This window comes from Shewanella sp. BJSY2023SW005, from assembly GCF_047314585.1.
Classification (GTDB): domain Bacteria; phylum Pseudomonadota; class Gammaproteobacteria; order Enterobacterales; family Shewanellaceae; genus Shewanella; species Shewanella algae.
The window spans coordinates 1-17,790 of record NZ_JBKORJ010000033.1 but is presented as its reverse complement, the minus strand read 5'-3'; the positions used below and the strand labels follow the sequence as shown (position 1 = coordinate 17,790).

The following is a 17,790-nucleotide window of genomic DNA, read 5'->3' as shown; positions in this document are numbered from 1 at the left end:
TCCATCGCGATTGGGCAGATCAGAGTTACTGTCATCTTGATGTTGTCACCTGGCATTACCATCTCTACGCCTTCTGGCAGTTCGATAGTACCGGTCACGTCAGTTGTACGGAAGTAGAACTGTGGACGGTAGCCTTTGAAGAATGGGGTGTGACGACCACCTTCTTCTTTAGACAGGACGTAAACTTCTGATTCGAACTTGGTGTGTGGAGTGATTGAACCAGGCTTAGCCAGTACTTGACCACGCTCTACTTCATCACGCTTGGTACCACGCAGCAGGATACCGCAGTTCTCACCGGCACGACCTTCGTCCAGCAGCTTACGGAACATTTCTACACCAGTACAGGTAGTCTTGGTAGTGTCGTGGATACCCACGATTTCTACTTCATCACCAACTTTGATGATACCGCGCTCTACACGACCTGTTACTACAGTACCGCGACCAGAGATTGAGAATACGTCTTCGATAGGCAGCAGGAATGGCTTATCGATATCACGCTCTGGCTCAGGGATGTAGGTATCCAGTGCTTCAGCCAGTTCGATGATCTTGGCTTCCCACTGAGCATCGCCTTCCAGAGCTTTCAGAGCAGAACCCTGAATTACTGGCAGGTCATCACCTGGGAAATCGTACTCAGACAGCAGTTCACGAACTTCCATCTCTACCAGTTCCAGCAGCTCTTCATCGTCTACCATGTCACACTTGTTCATGAATACGATGATGAAAGGTACACCTACCTGACGAGACAGCAGGATGTGCTCACGAGTCTGTGGCATTGGGCCGTCAGTAGAAGCTACTACCAGGATTGCGCCGTCCATCTGGGCAGCACCGGTGATCATGTTTTTAACATAGTCAGCGTGACCTGGGCAGTCTACGTGGGCGTAGTGACGAGTTGGAGTGTCATACTCGATGTGAGAGGTATTGATGGTAATACCGCGCTCACGCTCTTCTGGAGCGTTATCGATCGCTGCGAAGTCACGCGCCTCACCACCGTAAGTCTTAGACAGTACAGTTGAGATAGCAGCAGTCAGAGTGGTTTTACCATGGTCAACGTGACCAATGGTGCCCACGTTAACGTGGGGCTTGGAACGTTCAAATTTAGCTTTAGACACGATATATTCCTTTCTTTTCAGAAGAGTCCGGCGCTGCCGGACACCATCAATCAAAATAACAGTTAATGCCGTTACCTAAATCAGGTACGAGCTTCGATAACTGCTTTAGCAACGTTTTGCGGCGCTTCAGAGTACTTCAAAAACTCCATGGAGTATGAAGCCCGACCCTGAGTCGCTGAACGCAAATCTGTTGCATAACCAAACATTTCAGCCAAAGGTACCACAGCTCGAATGATCTTGATACCGGCGACGCCGTCATCCATACCTTCGATAAGACCACGACGACGGTTCAGATCACCTACTACGTCACCCATGTAGTCTTCTGGGGTTGTCACTTCAACCTTCATGCAAGGCTCGAGCAACACAGGGTTAGCTTGCAGCGCCCCCTTCTTGAAGCCCATAGAACCTGCAACTTTGAACGCCATTTCGTTCGAGTCCACATCATGATATGAACCGTCGAACAGAGTGACCTTCACGTCCAATACAGGGAAGCCGGCGAGAACACCGTTCTTCATCTGTTCTTGGATCCCTTTGTCAACCGCAGGAATGTATTCTCTAGGAACTACACCACCAACGATTTCGTTGACAAACTCATAACCGGCACCCTCTTCACGAGGCTCCAGTTTCAGCCAGACATGACCGAATTGACCACGACCACCAGACTGACGCACAAACTTACCTTCCACTTCCACGGCACTGCGGATAGTTTCACGATAAGCCACCTGAGGTTTACCAACGTTACATTCAACGCTGAACTCACGGCGCATACGGTCGATGATAATGTCCAAGTGTAGCTCACCCATACCTGAAATCAGAGTCTGACCCGACTCCTCGTCAGTCTCAACCCGGAAAGAAGGATCTTCCATTGCCAGCTTCTGCAGCGCAATGCCCATCTTTTCCTGGTCAGCTTTGGAACGAGGTTCCACAGCAATGGTAATAACCGGCTCGGGGAATTCCATCCGCTCCAGAATTACCTTATGGTCTGGGTCACACAGGGTGTCACCGGTTGTCACATCTTTCAGGCCGATAGCAGCAGCTATATCACCTGCGCGCACTTCTTTCAGTTCTTTACGGTCGTTGGCGTGCATCTGCACGATACGACCGATACGCTCACGCTTCTCTTTTACAGAGTTGTAAACGGCTGAACCCGACTCCAGGACACCTGAGTAAACCCGGATAAAGGTCAAAGTACCCACAAATGGGTCTGTTGCGATTTTGAATGCCAACGCAGAGAAAGGTGCATTGTCATCAGAAACACGCTCAACTTCCTGTTCTCTGTCATCGATGCCCTTAATCGCAGGAACATCAACAGGAGCAGGAAGGTATTCAACAACGGCATCGAGAACTGCCTGTACGCCTTTATTTTTAAAGGCACTACCACAGGTAGCCAGCACAATTTCGTTGTTGATAGTACGTTGACGAAGCGCTTTTTTGATCTCTTCTTCTGTGAGCTCACCTTCTTCAAGGTATTTGTCCATCAGCTCATCAGAAGCCTCTGCGGCACTCTCTACCAGGTATTCGCGCATTTCGGTTGCCTTGGCAAGCAAATGCTCTGGGATCTCTTCGTGAGTGAAAGTCAGGCCCTGGTCTTCTTCATTCCAGTTGATGGCTTTCATCTTGATGAGATCGATAACCCCGCTAAAGTTTTCTTCTGTACCAATATTCAATTGAATAGGCACACAAGTTGCACCGAGACGGTTACGGATCTGTCCTACTACGCGATCAAAGTCGGCACCGGCACGGTCCATCTTATTGACGAACACCAGACGGGGGACATGATACTTGTCGGCTTGACGCCATACGGTCTCAGATTGAGGTTCCACACCAGAAGAACCACAAAAGACCACTACGGCACCGTCAAGTACGCGCAGAGAACGCTCTACCTCAATAGTAAAATCGACGTGACCTGGGGTATCGATGATATTGATACGATGCTCAGTAAACTGGGCATCCATACCTCGCCAGAACGTGGTAACAGCCGCAGAGGTAATAGTAATACCCCGCTCCTGCTCCTGAACCATCCAGTCAGTGGTAGACGCACCGTCATGGGTTTCACCCATCTTGTGGTTTACCCCTGTATAGAACAGGACTCGCTCTGTGGTAGTGGTTTTACCTGCGTCAACGTGAGCACAAATACCTATGTTGCGATAACGCTCAATTGGAGTTGTACGAGCCACGATTATACCCTCTTGACTAAGATAAAAATCTTAGCAATGTCAGAGAAAGCGCGGGCAATCCCGCGCCCGATATTACCAACGGTAATGAGCAAACGCTTTGTTGGCTTCTGCCATACGATGCACGTCTTCGCGCTTCTTAACGGCAGTACCTTTGTTTTCGGAAGCGTCCAGCAGTTCACCTGCCAGGCGCAGAGCCATAGATTTTTCACCACGCTTACGAGCAGCTTCAACCAACCAGCGCATCGCCAGTGCGTTACGACGAACTGGGCGAACTTCACATGGAACCTGGTAAGTAGAACCACCAACACGGCGAGACTTAACCTCTACCGCTGGGCGAACGTTTTCCAGGGCTGCTTCAAGGATAACCAGATGCTCTTCGCCTTTCTTATCGGCGACAACATCCAGTGCTTTGTAGATAATTTTTTCAGCAGTCGACTTTTTGCCGTCCTGCATAATGACGTTGATGAACTTAGCCAGCAACTCACTTTGAAACTTTGGATCAGGTAGGATCTTACGTTGTCCTACTACGCGACGTCTTGGCATAACTATTCTCCGTATGCTTCAGGTATTTCCAAAACTGGAATTTATATTTAGCTTGGCCTTACTTAACGGAAAACCATTAAGACTTAGGACGCTTAGCACCGTACTTAGAACGAGCTTGGCGACGTGAAGTCACACCAGCACAGTCCAGGGCGCCACGAACAGTGTGATAACGCACACCAGGTAAGTCTTTAACACGACCACCACGGATCAGGATTACACTGTGTTCCTGCAGGTTGTGGCCTTCACCGCCGATGTACGAAGTTACTTCGAAACCGTTGGTCAGACGCACACGAGCTACTTTACGTAGTGCAGAGTTAGGTTTTTTTGGGGTAGTGGTGTACACACGAGTACAAACACCACGCTTTTGTGGGCACGCGTTCAACGCAGGCACGTTAGTCTTTTCGACTTTAGGTGCGCGAGGCTTACGTACCAACTGGTTTACAGTTGCCATGTATAGCTCCGAATCAGTTGATTTCAACTCAACAATAAGGTGTGAAAAATCTAATCCCACAATAGTGGGACGCGGAATTTTAGAAAGGTAAGGCTTGGCTGTCAAGAAATAGCCAACTTTTGCAGCGTATTCCAATGAAAAAGGCGCCTTTCGGCGCCTTTTATAACATCTATGCTACTTATTCCTGACTACCAGCCAGGTTCAACAGATCGGCCAGGTTCTGTTCGGCTTCGCTGGCGCTGATGCTAGGTGCTTCAGTCGCTACTTCACCGCGAGCCTGGTTACGGTTGTTGTGGTAAGCATAACCGGTACCAGCCGGGATCAGACGACCTACGATCACGTTCTCTTTCAGACCGCGCAGGTTATCACTCTTACCGCCTACTGCCGCTTCGGTCAGTACGCGAGTGGTTTCCTGGAACGAGGCCGCAGAGATGAAGGACTCGGTCGCCAGAGAGGCTTTGGTGATACCCAGCAGTTCGCGTTCGAACTTGGCCGGAATCTTGCCCTGCTCTTCCAGTTCGCGGTTAGCGATCTTGACGCGGGACACCTCAACCTGCTCCCCTTCGAGGAACTCAGAATCACCGGCTTCAGTGATCAGACACTTACGCAGCATCTGGCGAATGATCACCTCGATGTGCTTGTCGTTAATCTTCACACCCTGCAGACGATATACGTCCTGTACTTCATTCACAATGTAGTTGGCTACGTTGTGGATACCGCGCAGACGCAGAATATCGTGAGCAGACTCTGGACCATCGGCGATCACTTCACCACGTTCGACTTTTTCACCTTCGAACACGTTCAGGTTACGCCACTTGGGGATCATCTCTTCGTATGGGTTACCGCCTTCAGCAGGGGTAATGACCAGACGACGCTTACCTTTGGTCTCTTTACCGAAGGAGATGGTACCGCTGATCTCAGCCAGAATCGCCGGCTCTTTTGGCTTACGGGCTTCGAACAGGTCAGCAACCCTTGGCAGACCACCGGTAATATCGCGAGTCTTGGACGATTCCTGAGGAATACGAGCCAGTGCATCACCGACGCTGATCTGAGCATTATCTTCCAGGTTTACGATCGCATTGCTGGGCAGGAAGTACTGCGCAGGTACGTCGGTACCAGGAATGGTCAGGTCATTACCGTTTTCGTCAACCAAACGGATCATTGGACGCATTTCTTTGCCGGCGCTTGGGCGCTGGGCCACATCCAATACCACGATAGAAGACAGACCGGTCAGCTCGTCGGTTTGACGCGAGATGGTGACACCGTCAATCATCTGCTCAAACTTCACATAACCCGCCACCTCAGTGATGATTGGGTGAGTATGTGGATCCCAGTTAGCGATAGTCTGGCCAGCGGTAACTTCGGCGCCTTCCAGCGTTTCCAGCACAGTACCGTAAGGCACCTTGTAGCGCTCTTTCTCACGGCCCAGTTCATCGATAATCGCCAGCTCAGACGAGCGCGATACGATAACCAGCTTGCCATCGCTGTTCTTAACGAACTTGGCGTTATGCAGCTTCAGGTTACCGGCGTTCTTCACCTGAACGTTGTTTTCTGCAGAAGCCCTGGATGCCGCACCACCGATGTGGAAGGTACGCATCGTCAGCTGTGTACCAGGCTCACCGATTGACTGAGCAGCGACAACCCCGATTGCTTCACCTTGGTTGATCAGGTGACCACGGGCCAGGTCACGACCGTAACACTTGGCACAAACACCGAAGTCGGTATCACAGGAGATCACAGAGCGAACTTTAACTTCGTCAACACTGTACTCTTCCAGCTTGTCACACCATGCTTCATCCAGCAGAGTGTTACGTGGCGCCAGGACTTCGTCGGAACCAGGATAGTAAACATCCTCGGCAACAACACGACCCAGTACGCGTTCACGCAGCGGCTCAACCACGTCACCACCTTCAATCAGCGGCTTCATGATCAGACCTTCGTGAGTACCACAGTCATCTTCGATAACAACCAGATCCTGGGCAACATCCACCAGACGACGAGTCAGGTAACCTGAGTTTGCTGTCTTAAGTGCGGTATCCGCCAGACCCTTACGAGCACCGTGGGTTGAAATAAAGTACTGCAGTACGTTCAGACCTTCACGGAAGTTCGCCACGATGGGCGTTTCGATGATAGAGCCGTCTGGCTTGGCCATCAGACCACGCATACCCGCCAACTGACGGATCTGAGCGGCACTACCACGAGCGCCTGAGTCGGCCATCATGTAGATGCTGTTGAAGGAAGCCTGTTTCTCTTCTTCACCGTCGCGGTTGATAACCACTTCGGAAGACAGGTTTTCCATCATCGCCTTGGAGACTTTCTCGTTGGCGCTGGCCCAGATATCGATAACCTTGTTGTAACGCTCACCGGCAGTAACCAGACCAGACTGGAACTGCTCCTGGATTTCCAGAACTTCGGCTTCTGCGTCGGCAACCAGCTTGTACTTGGCTTCCGGGATTTCCATATCGTTGATACCGACAGAGGCACCAGAGATAGTGGCGTATTGGAAACCTGTGTACATCAGTTGGTCAGCAAAGATAACAGTATCTTTCAGACCCAGCTGACGGTAGCAGGTGTTCAGCAAACGGGAGATCTGCTTCTTGCCCATGTTCTGGTTAACCAGATCAAAAGACATACCGGCTGGCAGGATCAGTGACAACAGAGCACGACCTACTGTGGTGTCGACAATGCGGCGCTGTTGGGTGCGCTCACCGTTCTCATCGATATGAGTTTCGGTGATACGAACTTTAACCCGGGCGTGCAGCTCGGCGGCACCTGTGCGATAGGCTTTTTCGGCTTCGGCAACAGACTCAAAGGCCATACCTTCACCGCGGCCATTTACGCGCTCACGGCTCATGTAGTACAGACCCAGTACCACGTCCTGAGAAGGAGTGATAACCGGCTCACCGTTGGCAGGTGACAAAATGTTGTTGGTTGACATCATCAACGCACGGGCTTCCAGCTGGGCTTCCAGCGTCAGAGGCACGTGTACCGCCATTTGGTCACCGTCGAAGTCGGCGTTATAGGCCGCACACACCAGTGGGTGCAGTTGAATCGCTTTACCTTCGATCAGTACAGGTTCGAACGCCTGGATACCCAAACGGTGCAGTGTTGGTGCACGGTTCAGCATCACAGGGTGTTCGCGGATCACTTCATCCAGTACGTCCCAAACCTCGGCAACTTCACGCTCAACCATCTTCTTGGCGGCTTTGATGGTAGTGGCCAGGCCACGACCTTCCAGCTTGCCGTAGATGAATGGTTTGAATAGTTCCAGCGCCATTTTCTTCGGCAGACCACACTGGTGCAGACGCAGAGTTGGGCCCACGGTAATTACCGAACGGCCTGAGTAGTCAACACGCTTACCCAGCAGGTTTTGACGGAAACGACCTTGCTTACCCTTGATCATGTCGGCCAAGGACTTTAGAGGACGCTTGTTGGAACCGGTAATGGCACGACCGCGACGACCGTTATCCAGCAGGGCATCAACAGATTCCTGCAGCATACGCTTTTCGTTGCGAACTATGATATCCGGAGCAGCCAGATCCAGCAGACGCTTCAAACGGTTGTTACGGTTGATCACGCGGCGATACAGATCGTTCAGATCTGAAGTCGCGAAACGGCCGCCGTCCAGTGGAACCAGAGGACGCAAATCAGGTGGCAGAACCGGCAGCACCTTGAGGATCATCCACTCTGGCTTGTTGCCTGAATGGTAGAAGGCCTCAACCAGCTTCAAACGCTTGGTGACTTTCTTGCGACGGGTCTCAGAGTTGATAGATGGCAGCTCTTCGCGCATCTGCTCAACTTCTTTCTCCAGATCGATAGCGCGCAGCAGTTCCAGAACCGCTTCGGCACCCATCTTGGCTTCAAACTCGTCACCATACTCTTCCAGCGCATCCAGGTAGGTTTCTTCGGTCAGCATTTGACCGCGCTCCAGGCTGGTCATGCCTGGCTCGATAACCACATAAGATTCGAAGTAGAGTACCCGCTCAATATCACGCAGAGTCATGTCCAGCATCAGACCGATACGGGATGGCAGTGACTTGAGGAACCAGATGTGGGCAACTGGGCTGGCCAGTTCGATGTGGCCCATACGCTCACGACGTACTTTGGTCTGGGTCACTTCAACGCCACACTTCTCACAGATCACACCGCGGTGCTTGAGACGCTTGTACTTACCGCACAGACACTCGTAATCTTTGACCGGGCCAAAGATACGGGCACAGAACAGGCCTTCACGCTCAGGCTTGAATGTACGGTAGTTGATGGTTTCAGGCTTCTTAACTTCACCAAATGACCAAGAACGGATCAGATCAGGCGACGCCAGGCCGATCTTGATGCCTTCAAATTCTTCAGTCTTGCTTTGCTGTTTCAGAAACTTTAATAAGTCTTTCACGTTTCTCTCCTGAAGGAGTTAAACCCGGTGCCCCGCTCTCGCGGAGCACCAATTCGTTGCCAAACGCAGGCTTTAAACCGCGTCTTACTCTTGATCCAACTCGATGTTGATACCGAGAGAACGGATCTCCTTCAGCAATACGTTGAAGGACTCTGGCATTCCTGGCTGCATCTGATGGTTACCGTCAACGATGTTCTTGTACATCTGAGTACGACCGTTAACGTCATCCGATTTCACTGTGAGCATTTCCTGCAGAGTATACGCAGCACCGTATGCCTCCAGGGCCCACACTTCCATCTCACCGAAACGCTGACCACCGAACTGAGCTTTACCGCCCAGAGGTTGCTGAGTAACCAAGCTGTACGAACCGGTAGAACGGGCGTGCATCTTGTCATCAACCAAGTGGTTCAGTTTGAGCATGTACATGTAACCTACGGTCACAGGACGCTCGAACTGGTTACCGGTACGACCATCAAACAGATTCAGCTGACCAGAAGTCGGCAGACCTGCGAGCTCAAGCATCTGCTTGATCTCTTTCTCTTTGGCACCGTCGAAGGCTGGGGTTGCCGTTGGCAGACCATCCTTCAGGTGTTTGGCCAGACGCAGAACTTCATCATCGGTAAATGAATCGATATCCACGCGCTGCTTCACTTCATCGCCCAGTTCATAGACCTGTTTGATGTAGCCACGCAGTTCGGCCAGCTCACGCTGTTCTTCCAGCATGGCATTGATGCGATTACCAATACCTTTAGCCGCAGCACCCAAGTGAACTTCCAGTACCTGACCTATGTTCATCCGCGAAGGTACACCCAGAGGGTTCAGTACGATGTCGACAGGGTTACCCTGCTCGTCGTATGGCATATCTTCGATAGGACAGATCTTGGAAATCACACCCTTGTTACCGTGACGACCGGCCATCTTGTCACCAGGCTGGATGGTACGCTTAACCGCCAGGTAAACCTTAACGATCTTCAGGACGCCTGGAGCCAGATCATCACCTTGGGTGATCTTGCGACGCTTAACTTCGAACTTCTTGTCAAAGTCGGCTTTCAGCTCTTCGTGCTGTTCAGCCAGCTGTTCCAGTTCGGTTTGCTTGGCTTCATCATCGATAACCTGAACCAATACGTCTTTGCGTGGCAGTTCGGCCAGTTTGGCTTCACTGAAACCGGCGCTCAGCAGCAGGTTACGGGCACGGCTCAGTACACCCTCTTCGAGGATCTTGAACTCTTCAGTCAGGTCCTTACGGGCTTGAGCAATGTGCATCTCTTCGATTTCGATGGCGCGCTTGTCTTTTTCAACACCGTCACGGGTGAAGACTTGCACGTCGATAACTGTACCCTTCACTGAGTTAGGTACACGCAGAGAGCTGTCTTTAACGTCAGACGCTTTCTCACCGAAAATAGCCCGCAGCAGTTTCTCTTCCGGAGTCAGCTGAGTTTCACCCTTAGGCGTTACCTTACCAACCAGAATGTCACCGCCTTTTACTTCGGCGCCGATGTAAACGATACCGGATTCATCCAGCTTGCTCAGTGCAGACTCACCTACGTTAGGGATGTCAGCAGTGATCTCTTCGCTACCCAGCTTGGTGTCACGGGCAATACAGGACAGTTCCTGAATGTGGATAGTCGTGAAACGGTCTTCCTGCGCTACGCGCTCGGAAATAAGGATGGAATCCTCAAAGTTGTAACCGTTCCATGGCATGAAGGCCACGCGCATGTTCTGACCCAGAGCCAGGTCGCCCAAGTCGGTTGACGGACCATCGGCCAGAACGTCACCACGCACCACAGGCTCACCTACGCTACAGCATGGACGCTGGTTGATGCAGGTGTTCTGGTTGGAACGGGTGTACTTGGTCAGGTTGTAGATATCGATACCGGCTTCGCCTGGGCGCAGCTCATCTTCGTTAACCTTAACCACGATGCGGCTGGCATCAACATAGTCGATCACACCGCCACGCTTGGCAGCCACAACCACGCCTGAGTCAACAGCCAGTGTACGTTCAATACCTGTACCCACCAGAGGCTTCTCTGACTTGAGTGTTGGTACTGCCTGACGTTGCATGTTTGCACCCATCAATGCACGGTTAGCGTCGTCGTGCTCAAGGAATGGGATCAAAGATGCCGCCACAGAGATGATCTGCTGTGGAGATACGTCCATATACTGGATATCGGAAGCGCGCATAAAGGTAGATTCACCCTTGTGGCGACAGGCAACCTGCTCTTCCACAATGCGACCTTCGTTGTCGAGCTCGATGTTGGCCTGTGCAATCACATAGCGGCCTTCTTCGATGGCTGACAGATATTCCACTTCATCGGTAACCACACTGTCGATCACCTTACGATAAGGTGTTTCCAGGAAGCCGTATGAGTTGGTACGGGCAAAGGTAGACAGTGAGTTGATCAGACCAATGTTTGGACCTTCAGGGGTCTCAATTGGACACAGACGACCATAGTGAGTTGGGTGCACGTCTCGAACTTCGAAGCCGGCACGCTCACGGGTCAGACCGCCAGGACCAAGAGCCGAAATACGGCGCTTGTGAGTCACTTCTGACAGTGGGTTGTTCTGATCCATAAACTGCGACAGCTGAGAAGAACCGAAGAACTCTTTCACTGCAGCAGAGATTGGCTTGGCGTTGATCAGATCCTGAGGCATCAGCTCGTTCAGATCGCCCAGAGACAGACGTTCACGTACAGCGCGCTCAACACGTACCAGACCGACACGGAACTGGTTCTCGGCCATTTCGCCAACGCTACGGATACGACGGTTACCCAGGTGGTCGATATCATCGACTTCATCAAAACCGTTACGGATTTCGATGATCTTCTTCATTACGGCAACTATGTCTTCTTTGGTCAGTACACCGGTCCCCTCGTTCTCGTCGATTTCGAGACGACGGTTGAACTTCATCCGGCCCACTTTAGATAGGTCATAGCGCTCTTCGCTGAAGAACAGGTTCTGGAACAGAGCTTCGGCGGCATCCTTGGTTGGTGGCTCGCCAGGACGCATCATGCGATAGATTTCAACCAGCGCTTCCAAACGGTTGGTGGTTGAGTCAATACGCAGAGTGTCAGAGATGTAAGCACCGTGATCCAGCTCGTTGATGTACAGGGTGCTGACCTCTTTGATACCGGCCAGTGACAGATTGGCCAGGTCTTCCAGGCTGATCTCGTTGTTGGCGGTAACCAGTACTTCACCTGTGTCAGGATCGATATAGTCCTGAGCCGCCACTTTACCCACTATGTACTCAACCGGGACTTCCAGTTCAGTAGTGTTGGTTTTTTCCAGTTGGCGGATATGACGGGCAGTGATACGACGGCCCTTCTCTACCAGCACAGTGCCTTCTGAATCCTTGATGTCATAGCTGGCAGTTTCGCCACGCAGACGCTCAGGAACCAGTGTCATGACCAGAGAATCTTTCTTGATCTTGAAGTCGACACGCTCAAAGAAGATGTCGAGGATATCCTGAGTAGAATATTCCAGGGCACGCAGAATGATGCTGGCAGGCAGCTTACGGCGACGGTCGATACGTACAAACAACGCATCTTTAGGGTCGAACTCGAAGTCGAGCCATGAACCGCGGTAAGGAATAATACGCGCGTTATACAGCACTTTACCTGAAGAGTGTGTCTTACCACGGTCGTGGTCGAAGAACACACCTGGGCTACGGTGCAACTGAGATACGATAACACGCTCAGTACCATTGATAACAAAGGTACCGTTTTCAGTCATCAGAGGGATATCCCCCATGTAGACTTCTTGTTCTTTAATATCTTTTACAGTGCCGGCGGCAGCTTCACGATCATACAGCACCATGCGCAGCTTAACGCGCAGTGGAGCGGAGTATGTCACACCGCGGATTTGACACTCTTTCACATCAAAAACAGGCTCGCCCAGCTTATAGCTGACGTACTGCAGTTCTGAATTACCAGAAAAGCTCTTGATGGGAAAAACGCTACGGAAGGCGGCCTCTAGGCCACGCTCACCGGTAGGGTCTTGATCGGTGAACTTCTTAAAAGAGTCTAACTGAATCGACAACAGATAAGGGATGTCCAACACCTGTGGACGCTTACCGAAGTCTTTGCGAATACGCTTCTTTTCAGAATAGGAGTAAACCATGGGTTTCCTCTGCTTGCGAGATGTGACCAAGACTGAATCAACACAGTTAATCCAGCACGTTTGCCCATCACCGTTGATGGCAAGAACCTAACCAATAATCACTGCTAGGGACTGCAAAATCTGGCGACAAACGGTGAAAAAAATCGCCAACGCTTACAGCGCAAAAAAGGCCGACGGTCAAAAAACCGCCAGCCTCCACCCAATTGGCTTGGGTGATTGTAAGTCAGTATGACTTACTTGATCTCTACTTGAGCACCAGCTTCTTCGAGTTCTTTCTTCAGAGCTTCAGCTTCTTCTTTAGAGACAGCTTCTTTAACAGCTACTGGAGCAGATTCAGCCATAGCTTTGGCTTCTTTCAGACCCAGACCTGTGGCACCACGTACAGCCTTGATCACAGCAACTTTGTTGTCACCGTGAGAAGTCATAACTACGTCGAACTCGGTTTTCTCTTCAGCAGCAGCAGCTTCACCAGCGCCGCCAGCAACTACTGCGGCAGCAGCAGATACGCCGAACTTCTCTTCCATAGCTTCGATCAGTTCAACAACTTCCATTACAGACATAGCTGCAAAGGCTTCAAGGATTTGGTCTTTAGTGATAGACATAACAAATGTTTCCTATTGTTCTGAATTCAATTCTGTTAAGCAGCCAGCTTGAGATTAAGCGGCTTCTTGTTTTTGATCGCGCAGAGCGGCCAGAGTACGAACGAACTTGCCAGCAGATGCTTCTTTCATAGTCATCATCAGCTGTGCCAGTGCTTCTTCGTAAGTTGGCAGTTTTGCCAAACGATCAATGTCAGCTGCAGGGATGAATTCCCCTTCATAAGCTGCACCTTTAACTTCGAAAGCGGCTTGCTCTTTAGCAAAGTCTTTTAACAGACGAGCTGCAGCACCTGGGTGCTCGTTAGAGAAAGCGATCAAAGTTGGGCCAGAGAACACCTCTGTCAGACACTCAAAAGCAGTGCCTTCAACTGCGCGGCGAGCCAGAGTGTTACGTACAACACGTACATACACACCGTTTGCGCGAGCAGTCTTACGCAGAACTGTCATAGCACCTACAGTTACACCGCGTGAATCGGCGACAACTGCAGAAAGCGCACCTTTGGCAGCTTCGTTGACTTCAGCAACAATCGCTTTTTTGTCTTCGAGTCTTAATGCCATTGGCTTTACTCCTGGATTCTACCTGGGGAATCCCCCCAGTGTTTACCATACTGAATACAAACGTACTCAGTTACTTACGGTGCAGATAATCCAGCAGAAATAAATCTATCTGGGGCCTGACACCGTCTACGCAGGAAATTAAGTATCCCAGACGGTCAACACCTGCGGTCTTGGACGGAAACCCATCTGAGTGTAAACACTCGTCATAGGTTCCAACCCACAAAAGTGCGCGCATTATAGGCTAACGCGCGCATTTTGTAAAATTAGTTAGCAGTGTCCAGAGTGTTCTGGTCAACAGCTACACCTGCACCCATAGTGGTGGAGATGCTTACCTTCTTCACGTACTGGCCTTTGGCTGCAGCAGGCTTGGCCTTCTTCAGTGCAGTCAGCAGTGCTTCCAGGTTTTCTTTCAGTTGAGCGGTTTCGAAGTCCACTTTACCGATAGTAGTGTGGATGATACCGTTCTTGTCGTTACGGTAACGAACCTGACCAGCCTTGGCGTTCTTAACAGCTTCGGCAACGTTAGGAGTTACAGTACCGGTTTTAGGGTTAGGCATCAGGCCGCGTGGGCCCAGGATTTGACCCAGCATACCAACAACGCGCATTGCATCAGGAGATGCGATAACTACGTCGAAGTTCATTTCGCCGGCTTTCACCTGCTCAGCCAGATCTTCCATACCTACCAGTTCAGCACCAGCTTCTTTCGCAGCTTCGGCATTGGCACCTTGAGTGAATACAGCAACACGTACTTCACGACCAGTACCGTGTGGCAGCACAGTGGCACCACGAACGTTTTGGTCAGATTTACGAGGATCAACACCCAGGTTAACGGCAACGTCTACGCTCTCAACGAACTTGGCAGTAGCCAGTTCTTTCAGCAGAGCTACAGCTTCGTTGATGTCGTATGCTTTGGTTACGTCCACTTTTTCGCGGATGGTGCGCATGCGCTTAGTCAGCTTTGCCATTATATTAGTCCTCTACTACCAAACCCATGGAACGCGCAGTACCTTCGATTGAGCGAGTCATCGCTTCAATGTCAGCACCAGTCATATCGGTTGCCTTGGTTTCAGCAATTTCCTGAACCTGGCTACGCTTGATAGTACCCACTTTCTGAGTGTTAGGACGAGCAGAACCTGACTTCAGACCAGCGGCTTTCTTCAGCAAGAAGGCTGCAGGTGGAGTCTTGGTTTCGAAAGTGAATGAGCGATCGTTGTAAACAGTGATCACTACTGGAATTGGCATACCTTTTTCGAACTTTTCAGTACGAGCGTTGAATGCTTTACAGAATTCCATGATGTTCACACCTTTTTGACCCAGAGCTGGACCAACTGGTGGAGACGGGTTTGCAGCACCGGCTGCTACTTGCAGCTTGATGTAAGCTTCAATTTTCTTTGCCATCTGACATTTCCTCAGTTTGGGTTCAAACGCTCAGGCGACATGCCTTGAGCTCCCCGAAAACAACGGGTGCGGATTATATAGAAATCCGCACCCGTTGCCAAACGGATTTTGTATTTTATTTAATCAGGATTTCTCTACCTGATTAAAGTCCAACTCAACCGGAGTCGAACGACCGAAGATCATCACAGACACCTTAACGCGGTTCTTGTCATAATCCACTTCTTCAACAGTACCATTGAAGTCGGCAAACGGACCATCGGTAACTCGAACCACTTCGCCGGGTTCGAACATAACGCGATGAGTCGGAGAATCTGTAGTCTCCTGCAGACGACGCAGGATAGCCTCGGCTTCTTTATCGGAAATAGGAGCAGGACGATCTGAAGTGCCGCCGATAAAGCCCATCACACGTGGGATGCTTTTCACCAAGTGCCAGCTTTGATCGTTCATTTCCATCTGTACCAGCACATAGCCGGGGAAGAACTTGCGCTCACTCTTGCGGCGTTGGCCGGCACGCATTTCCACAACTTCTTCGGTCGGAACCAGGACTTCGCCGAAGAACTCTTCCATACCGTGCATTTTGATGTGTTCAAGCAGAGACTTACATACACGGCCTTCATAACCGGAAAAAGCCTGAACCACATACCATCTTTTCTTAGCTTCTTTAGCTTCAGTCATTCTAGTGCCTATACGCCAGTAATAAAGTTGACAATGCGCAGCAATACCGCATCCAGTCCCCAGAGAATCAAGGCCAGGATACCTGTCGCAGCCAGTACGATAAAGGTGGTATTCAACGCCTCTTGACGAGTCGGCCATACGACTTTGCGTACTTCAATTTGAGACTCACGGGCAAAGGCCAATGCTTGCTTACCCTTAACAGTTTGCAGAGCAATAAATCCAGCAATAGCAAATACAACAACCACACCCGCAGCGCGGATTGGCAGAGTGATGATTTCACTGTTGTTGTACATCTGGTTGCCAACGATAGCCACTACCACCAGTAGTATAGCTATTACCCACTTTACGATATCCAGAGAGTTGCCCTGGTTTTCAGTATTTGTTGTCATCGGTTAATTCCGTTACTCATTACGACCTGAGCCAAGGGACAGCTGAGTAAGTTTAAGGCTTAAATCAGCGCCAGCCCGCTTTCGAACTCGCCCCTGACGAGAATTCTCCGGCTCAGGGCACAAAAATCGGCCATAGATTGTATTCTTAATCAGCTTTGTTATCAAGGATACACAGGGCGAAACCAAGAGAAAGCCTGACACTTTACGCCAGCAAGCAAAAAAGGAAGCCGAAGCTTCCTTTCTCAAAGTAACCTGTCTCGCAATTAAGCGATGATCTTGGCTACAACACCAGCACCAACTGTACGGCCACCTTCACGGATGGCGAAGCGCAGACCTTCATCCATCGCGATTGGGCAGATCAGAGTTACTGTCATCTTGATGTTGTCACCTGGCATTACCATCTCTACGCCTTCTGGCAGTTCGATAGTACCGGTCACGTCAGTTGTACGGAAGTAGAACTGTGGACGGTAGCCTTTGAAGAATGGGGTGTGACGACCACCTTCTTCTTTAGACAGGACGTAAACTTCTGATTCGAACTTGGTGTGTGGAGTGATTGAACCAGGCTTAGCCAGTACTTGACCACGCTCTACTTCATCACGCTTGGTACCACGCAGCAGGATACCGCAGTTCTCACCGGCACGACCTTCGTCCAGCAGCTTACGGAACATTTCTACACCAGTACAGGTAGTCTTGGTAGTGTCGTGGATACCCACGATTTCTACTTCATCACCAACTTTGATGATACCGCGCTCTACACGACCTGTTACTACAGTACCGCGACCAGAGATTGAGAATACGTCTTCGATAGGCAGCAGGAATGGCTTATCGATATCACGCTCTGGCTCAGGGATGTAGGTATCCAGTGCTTCAGCCAGTTCGATGATCTTGGCTTCCCACTGAGCATCGCCTTCCAGAGCTTTCAGAGCAGAACCCTGAATTACTGGCAGGTCATCACCTGGGAAATCGTACTCAGACAGCAGTTCACGAACTTCCATCTCTACCAGTTCCAGCAGCTCTTCATCGTCTACCATGTCACACTTGTTCATGAATACGATGATGAAAGGTACACCTACCTGACGAGACAGCAGGATGTGCTCACGAGTCTGTGGCATTGGGCCGTCAGTAGAAGCTACTACCAGGATTGCGCCGTCCATCTGGGCAGCACCGGTGATCATGTTTTTAACATAGTCAGCGTGACCTGGGCAGTCTACGTGGGCGTAGTGACGAGTTGGAGTGTCATACTCGATGTGAGAGGTATTGATGGTAATACCGCGCTCACGCTCTTCTGGAGCGTTATCGATCGCTGCGAAGTCACGCGCCTCACCACCGTAAGTCTTAGACAGTACAGTTGAGATAGCAGCAGTCAGAGTGGTTTTACCATGGTC

The 17,790-nt window shown here is 50.7% G+C and carries 13 protein-coding genes; all 13 read right to left on the bottom strand.

The features are described from left to right. On the bottom strand, nt 1-1,109 hold a 1,109-nt coding region (gene tuf, locus ACMHXI_RS10820; protein ID WP_345882319.1), incomplete at its 3' end, for an elongation factor Tu. 80 nt (nt 1,110-1,189) lie between these two features. Beyond that, nucleotides 1,190-3,286 (bottom strand): elongation factor G, encoded by a 2,097-nt coding sequence (gene fusA, locus ACMHXI_RS10815; RefSeq protein WP_025890055.1) that lies wholly within the window; start codon nt 3,284-3,286, stop codon nt 1,190-1,192. Nucleotides 3,287-3,358: 72 nt separating this feature from the next. Then, nucleotides 3,359-3,829 (bottom strand): 30S ribosomal protein S7, encoded by a 471-nt coding sequence (gene rpsG, locus ACMHXI_RS10810; RefSeq protein WP_025012041.1) that lies wholly within the window; start codon nt 3,827-3,829, stop codon nt 3,359-3,361. Between the two features lie 76 nt (nt 3,830-3,905). Continuing rightward, nucleotides 3,906-4,280: a 30S ribosomal protein S12 gene (gene rpsL, locus ACMHXI_RS10805; protein ID WP_025012042.1), complete on the bottom strand. Its 375-nt coding sequence runs from the start codon at nt 4,278-4,280 to the stop codon at nt 3,906-3,908. 178 nt (nt 4,281-4,458) lie between these two features. Further along, a complete protein-coding gene (gene rpoC, locus ACMHXI_RS10800; RefSeq protein WP_044733357.1) occupies nt 4,459-8,670 on the bottom strand; it encodes a DNA-directed RNA polymerase subunit beta' in 4,212 nt (1,403 codons plus the stop codon). A gap of 84 nt (nt 8,671-8,754) precedes the next feature. After that, complete coding sequence (gene rpoB, locus ACMHXI_RS10795) at nt 8,755-12,786, bottom strand: DNA-directed RNA polymerase subunit beta (protein ID WP_025012043.1); 4,032 nt, start codon at nt 12,784-12,786, stop codon at nt 8,755-8,757. A gap of 233 nt (nt 12,787-13,019) precedes the next feature. Continuing rightward, a complete protein-coding gene (gene rplL, locus ACMHXI_RS10790; RefSeq protein WP_025890054.1) occupies nt 13,020-13,388 on the bottom strand; it encodes a 50S ribosomal protein L7/L12 in 369 nt (122 codons plus the stop codon). Between the two features lie 54 nt (nt 13,389-13,442). Further along, entirely contained in the window at nt 13,443-13,943 is a 501-nt protein-coding gene (rplJ, locus tag ACMHXI_RS10785) for a 50S ribosomal protein L10 (RefSeq protein ID WP_025012044.1), read from the bottom strand. 263 nt (nt 13,944-14,206) lie between these two features. Beyond that, nucleotides 14,207-14,908, bottom strand: a complete 702-nt coding sequence (gene rplA, locus ACMHXI_RS10780) for a 50S ribosomal protein L1 (RefSeq protein WP_025012045.1) — start codon at nt 14,906-14,908, stop codon at nt 14,207-14,209. A 4-nt stretch (nt 14,909-14,912) separates the two neighbouring features. After that, nucleotides 14,913-15,341 (bottom strand): 50S ribosomal protein L11, encoded by a 429-nt coding sequence (gene rplK / locus ACMHXI_RS10775; RefSeq protein WP_025012046.1) that lies wholly within the window; start codon nt 15,339-15,341, stop codon nt 14,913-14,915. 123 nt (nt 15,342-15,464) lie between these two features. Continuing rightward, nucleotides 15,465-16,016, bottom strand: coding sequence for a transcription termination/antitermination protein NusG (gene nusG / locus ACMHXI_RS10770; protein WP_025012047.1), 552 nt, complete (start codon nt 16,014-16,016; stop codon nt 15,465-15,467). 8 nt (nt 16,017-16,024) lie between these two features. Beyond that, nucleotides 16,025-16,405 (bottom strand): preprotein translocase subunit SecE, encoded by a 381-nt coding sequence (gene secE / locus ACMHXI_RS10765; protein ID WP_025012048.1) that lies wholly within the window; start codon nt 16,403-16,405, stop codon nt 16,025-16,027. A 263-nt stretch (nt 16,406-16,668) separates the two neighbouring features. Then, nucleotides 16,669-17,790, bottom strand: a 1,122-nt coding sequence (tuf, locus tag ACMHXI_RS10760) for an elongation factor Tu (RefSeq protein ID WP_144168092.1), incomplete at its 5' end; no start/stop codon positions are given.

What these genes read in the sequence shown, in the direction of transcription:
- rpoB (WP_025012043.1), bottom strand. Translation starts at nt 12,786, where the DNA reads ATGGTTTACTCCTATTCTGAAAAGAAGCGTATTCGCAAAGACTTCGGT.
- rpsG (WP_025012041.1), bottom strand. Translation starts at nt 3,829, where the DNA reads ATGCCAAGACGTCGCGTAGTAGGACAACGTAAGATCCTACCTGATCCA.
- rplJ (WP_025012044.1), bottom strand. Translation starts at nt 13,943, where the DNA reads ATGGCATTAAGACTCGAAGACAAAAAAGCGATTGTTGCTGAAGTCAAC.
- secE (WP_025012048.1), bottom strand. Translation starts at nt 16,405, where the DNA reads ATGACAACAAATACTGAAAACCAGGGCAACTCTCTGGATATCGTAAAG.
- nusG (WP_025012047.1), bottom strand. Translation starts at nt 16,016, where the DNA reads ATGACTGAAGCTAAAGAAGCTAAGAAAAGATGGTATGTGGTTCAGGCT.
- rplL (WP_025890054.1), bottom strand. Translation starts at nt 13,388, where the DNA reads ATGTCTATCACTAAAGACCAAATCCTTGAAGCCTTTGCAGCTATGTCT.
- rplK (WP_025012046.1), bottom strand. Translation starts at nt 15,341, where the DNA reads ATGGCAAAGAAAATTGAAGCTTACATCAAGCTGCAAGTAGCAGCCGGT.
- rplA (WP_025012045.1), bottom strand. Translation starts at nt 14,908, where the DNA reads ATGGCAAAGCTGACTAAGCGCATGCGCACCATCCGCGAAAAAGTGGAC.
- rpsL (WP_025012042.1), bottom strand. Translation starts at nt 4,280, where the DNA reads ATGGCAACTGTAAACCAGTTGGTACGTAAGCCTCGCGCACCTAAAGTC.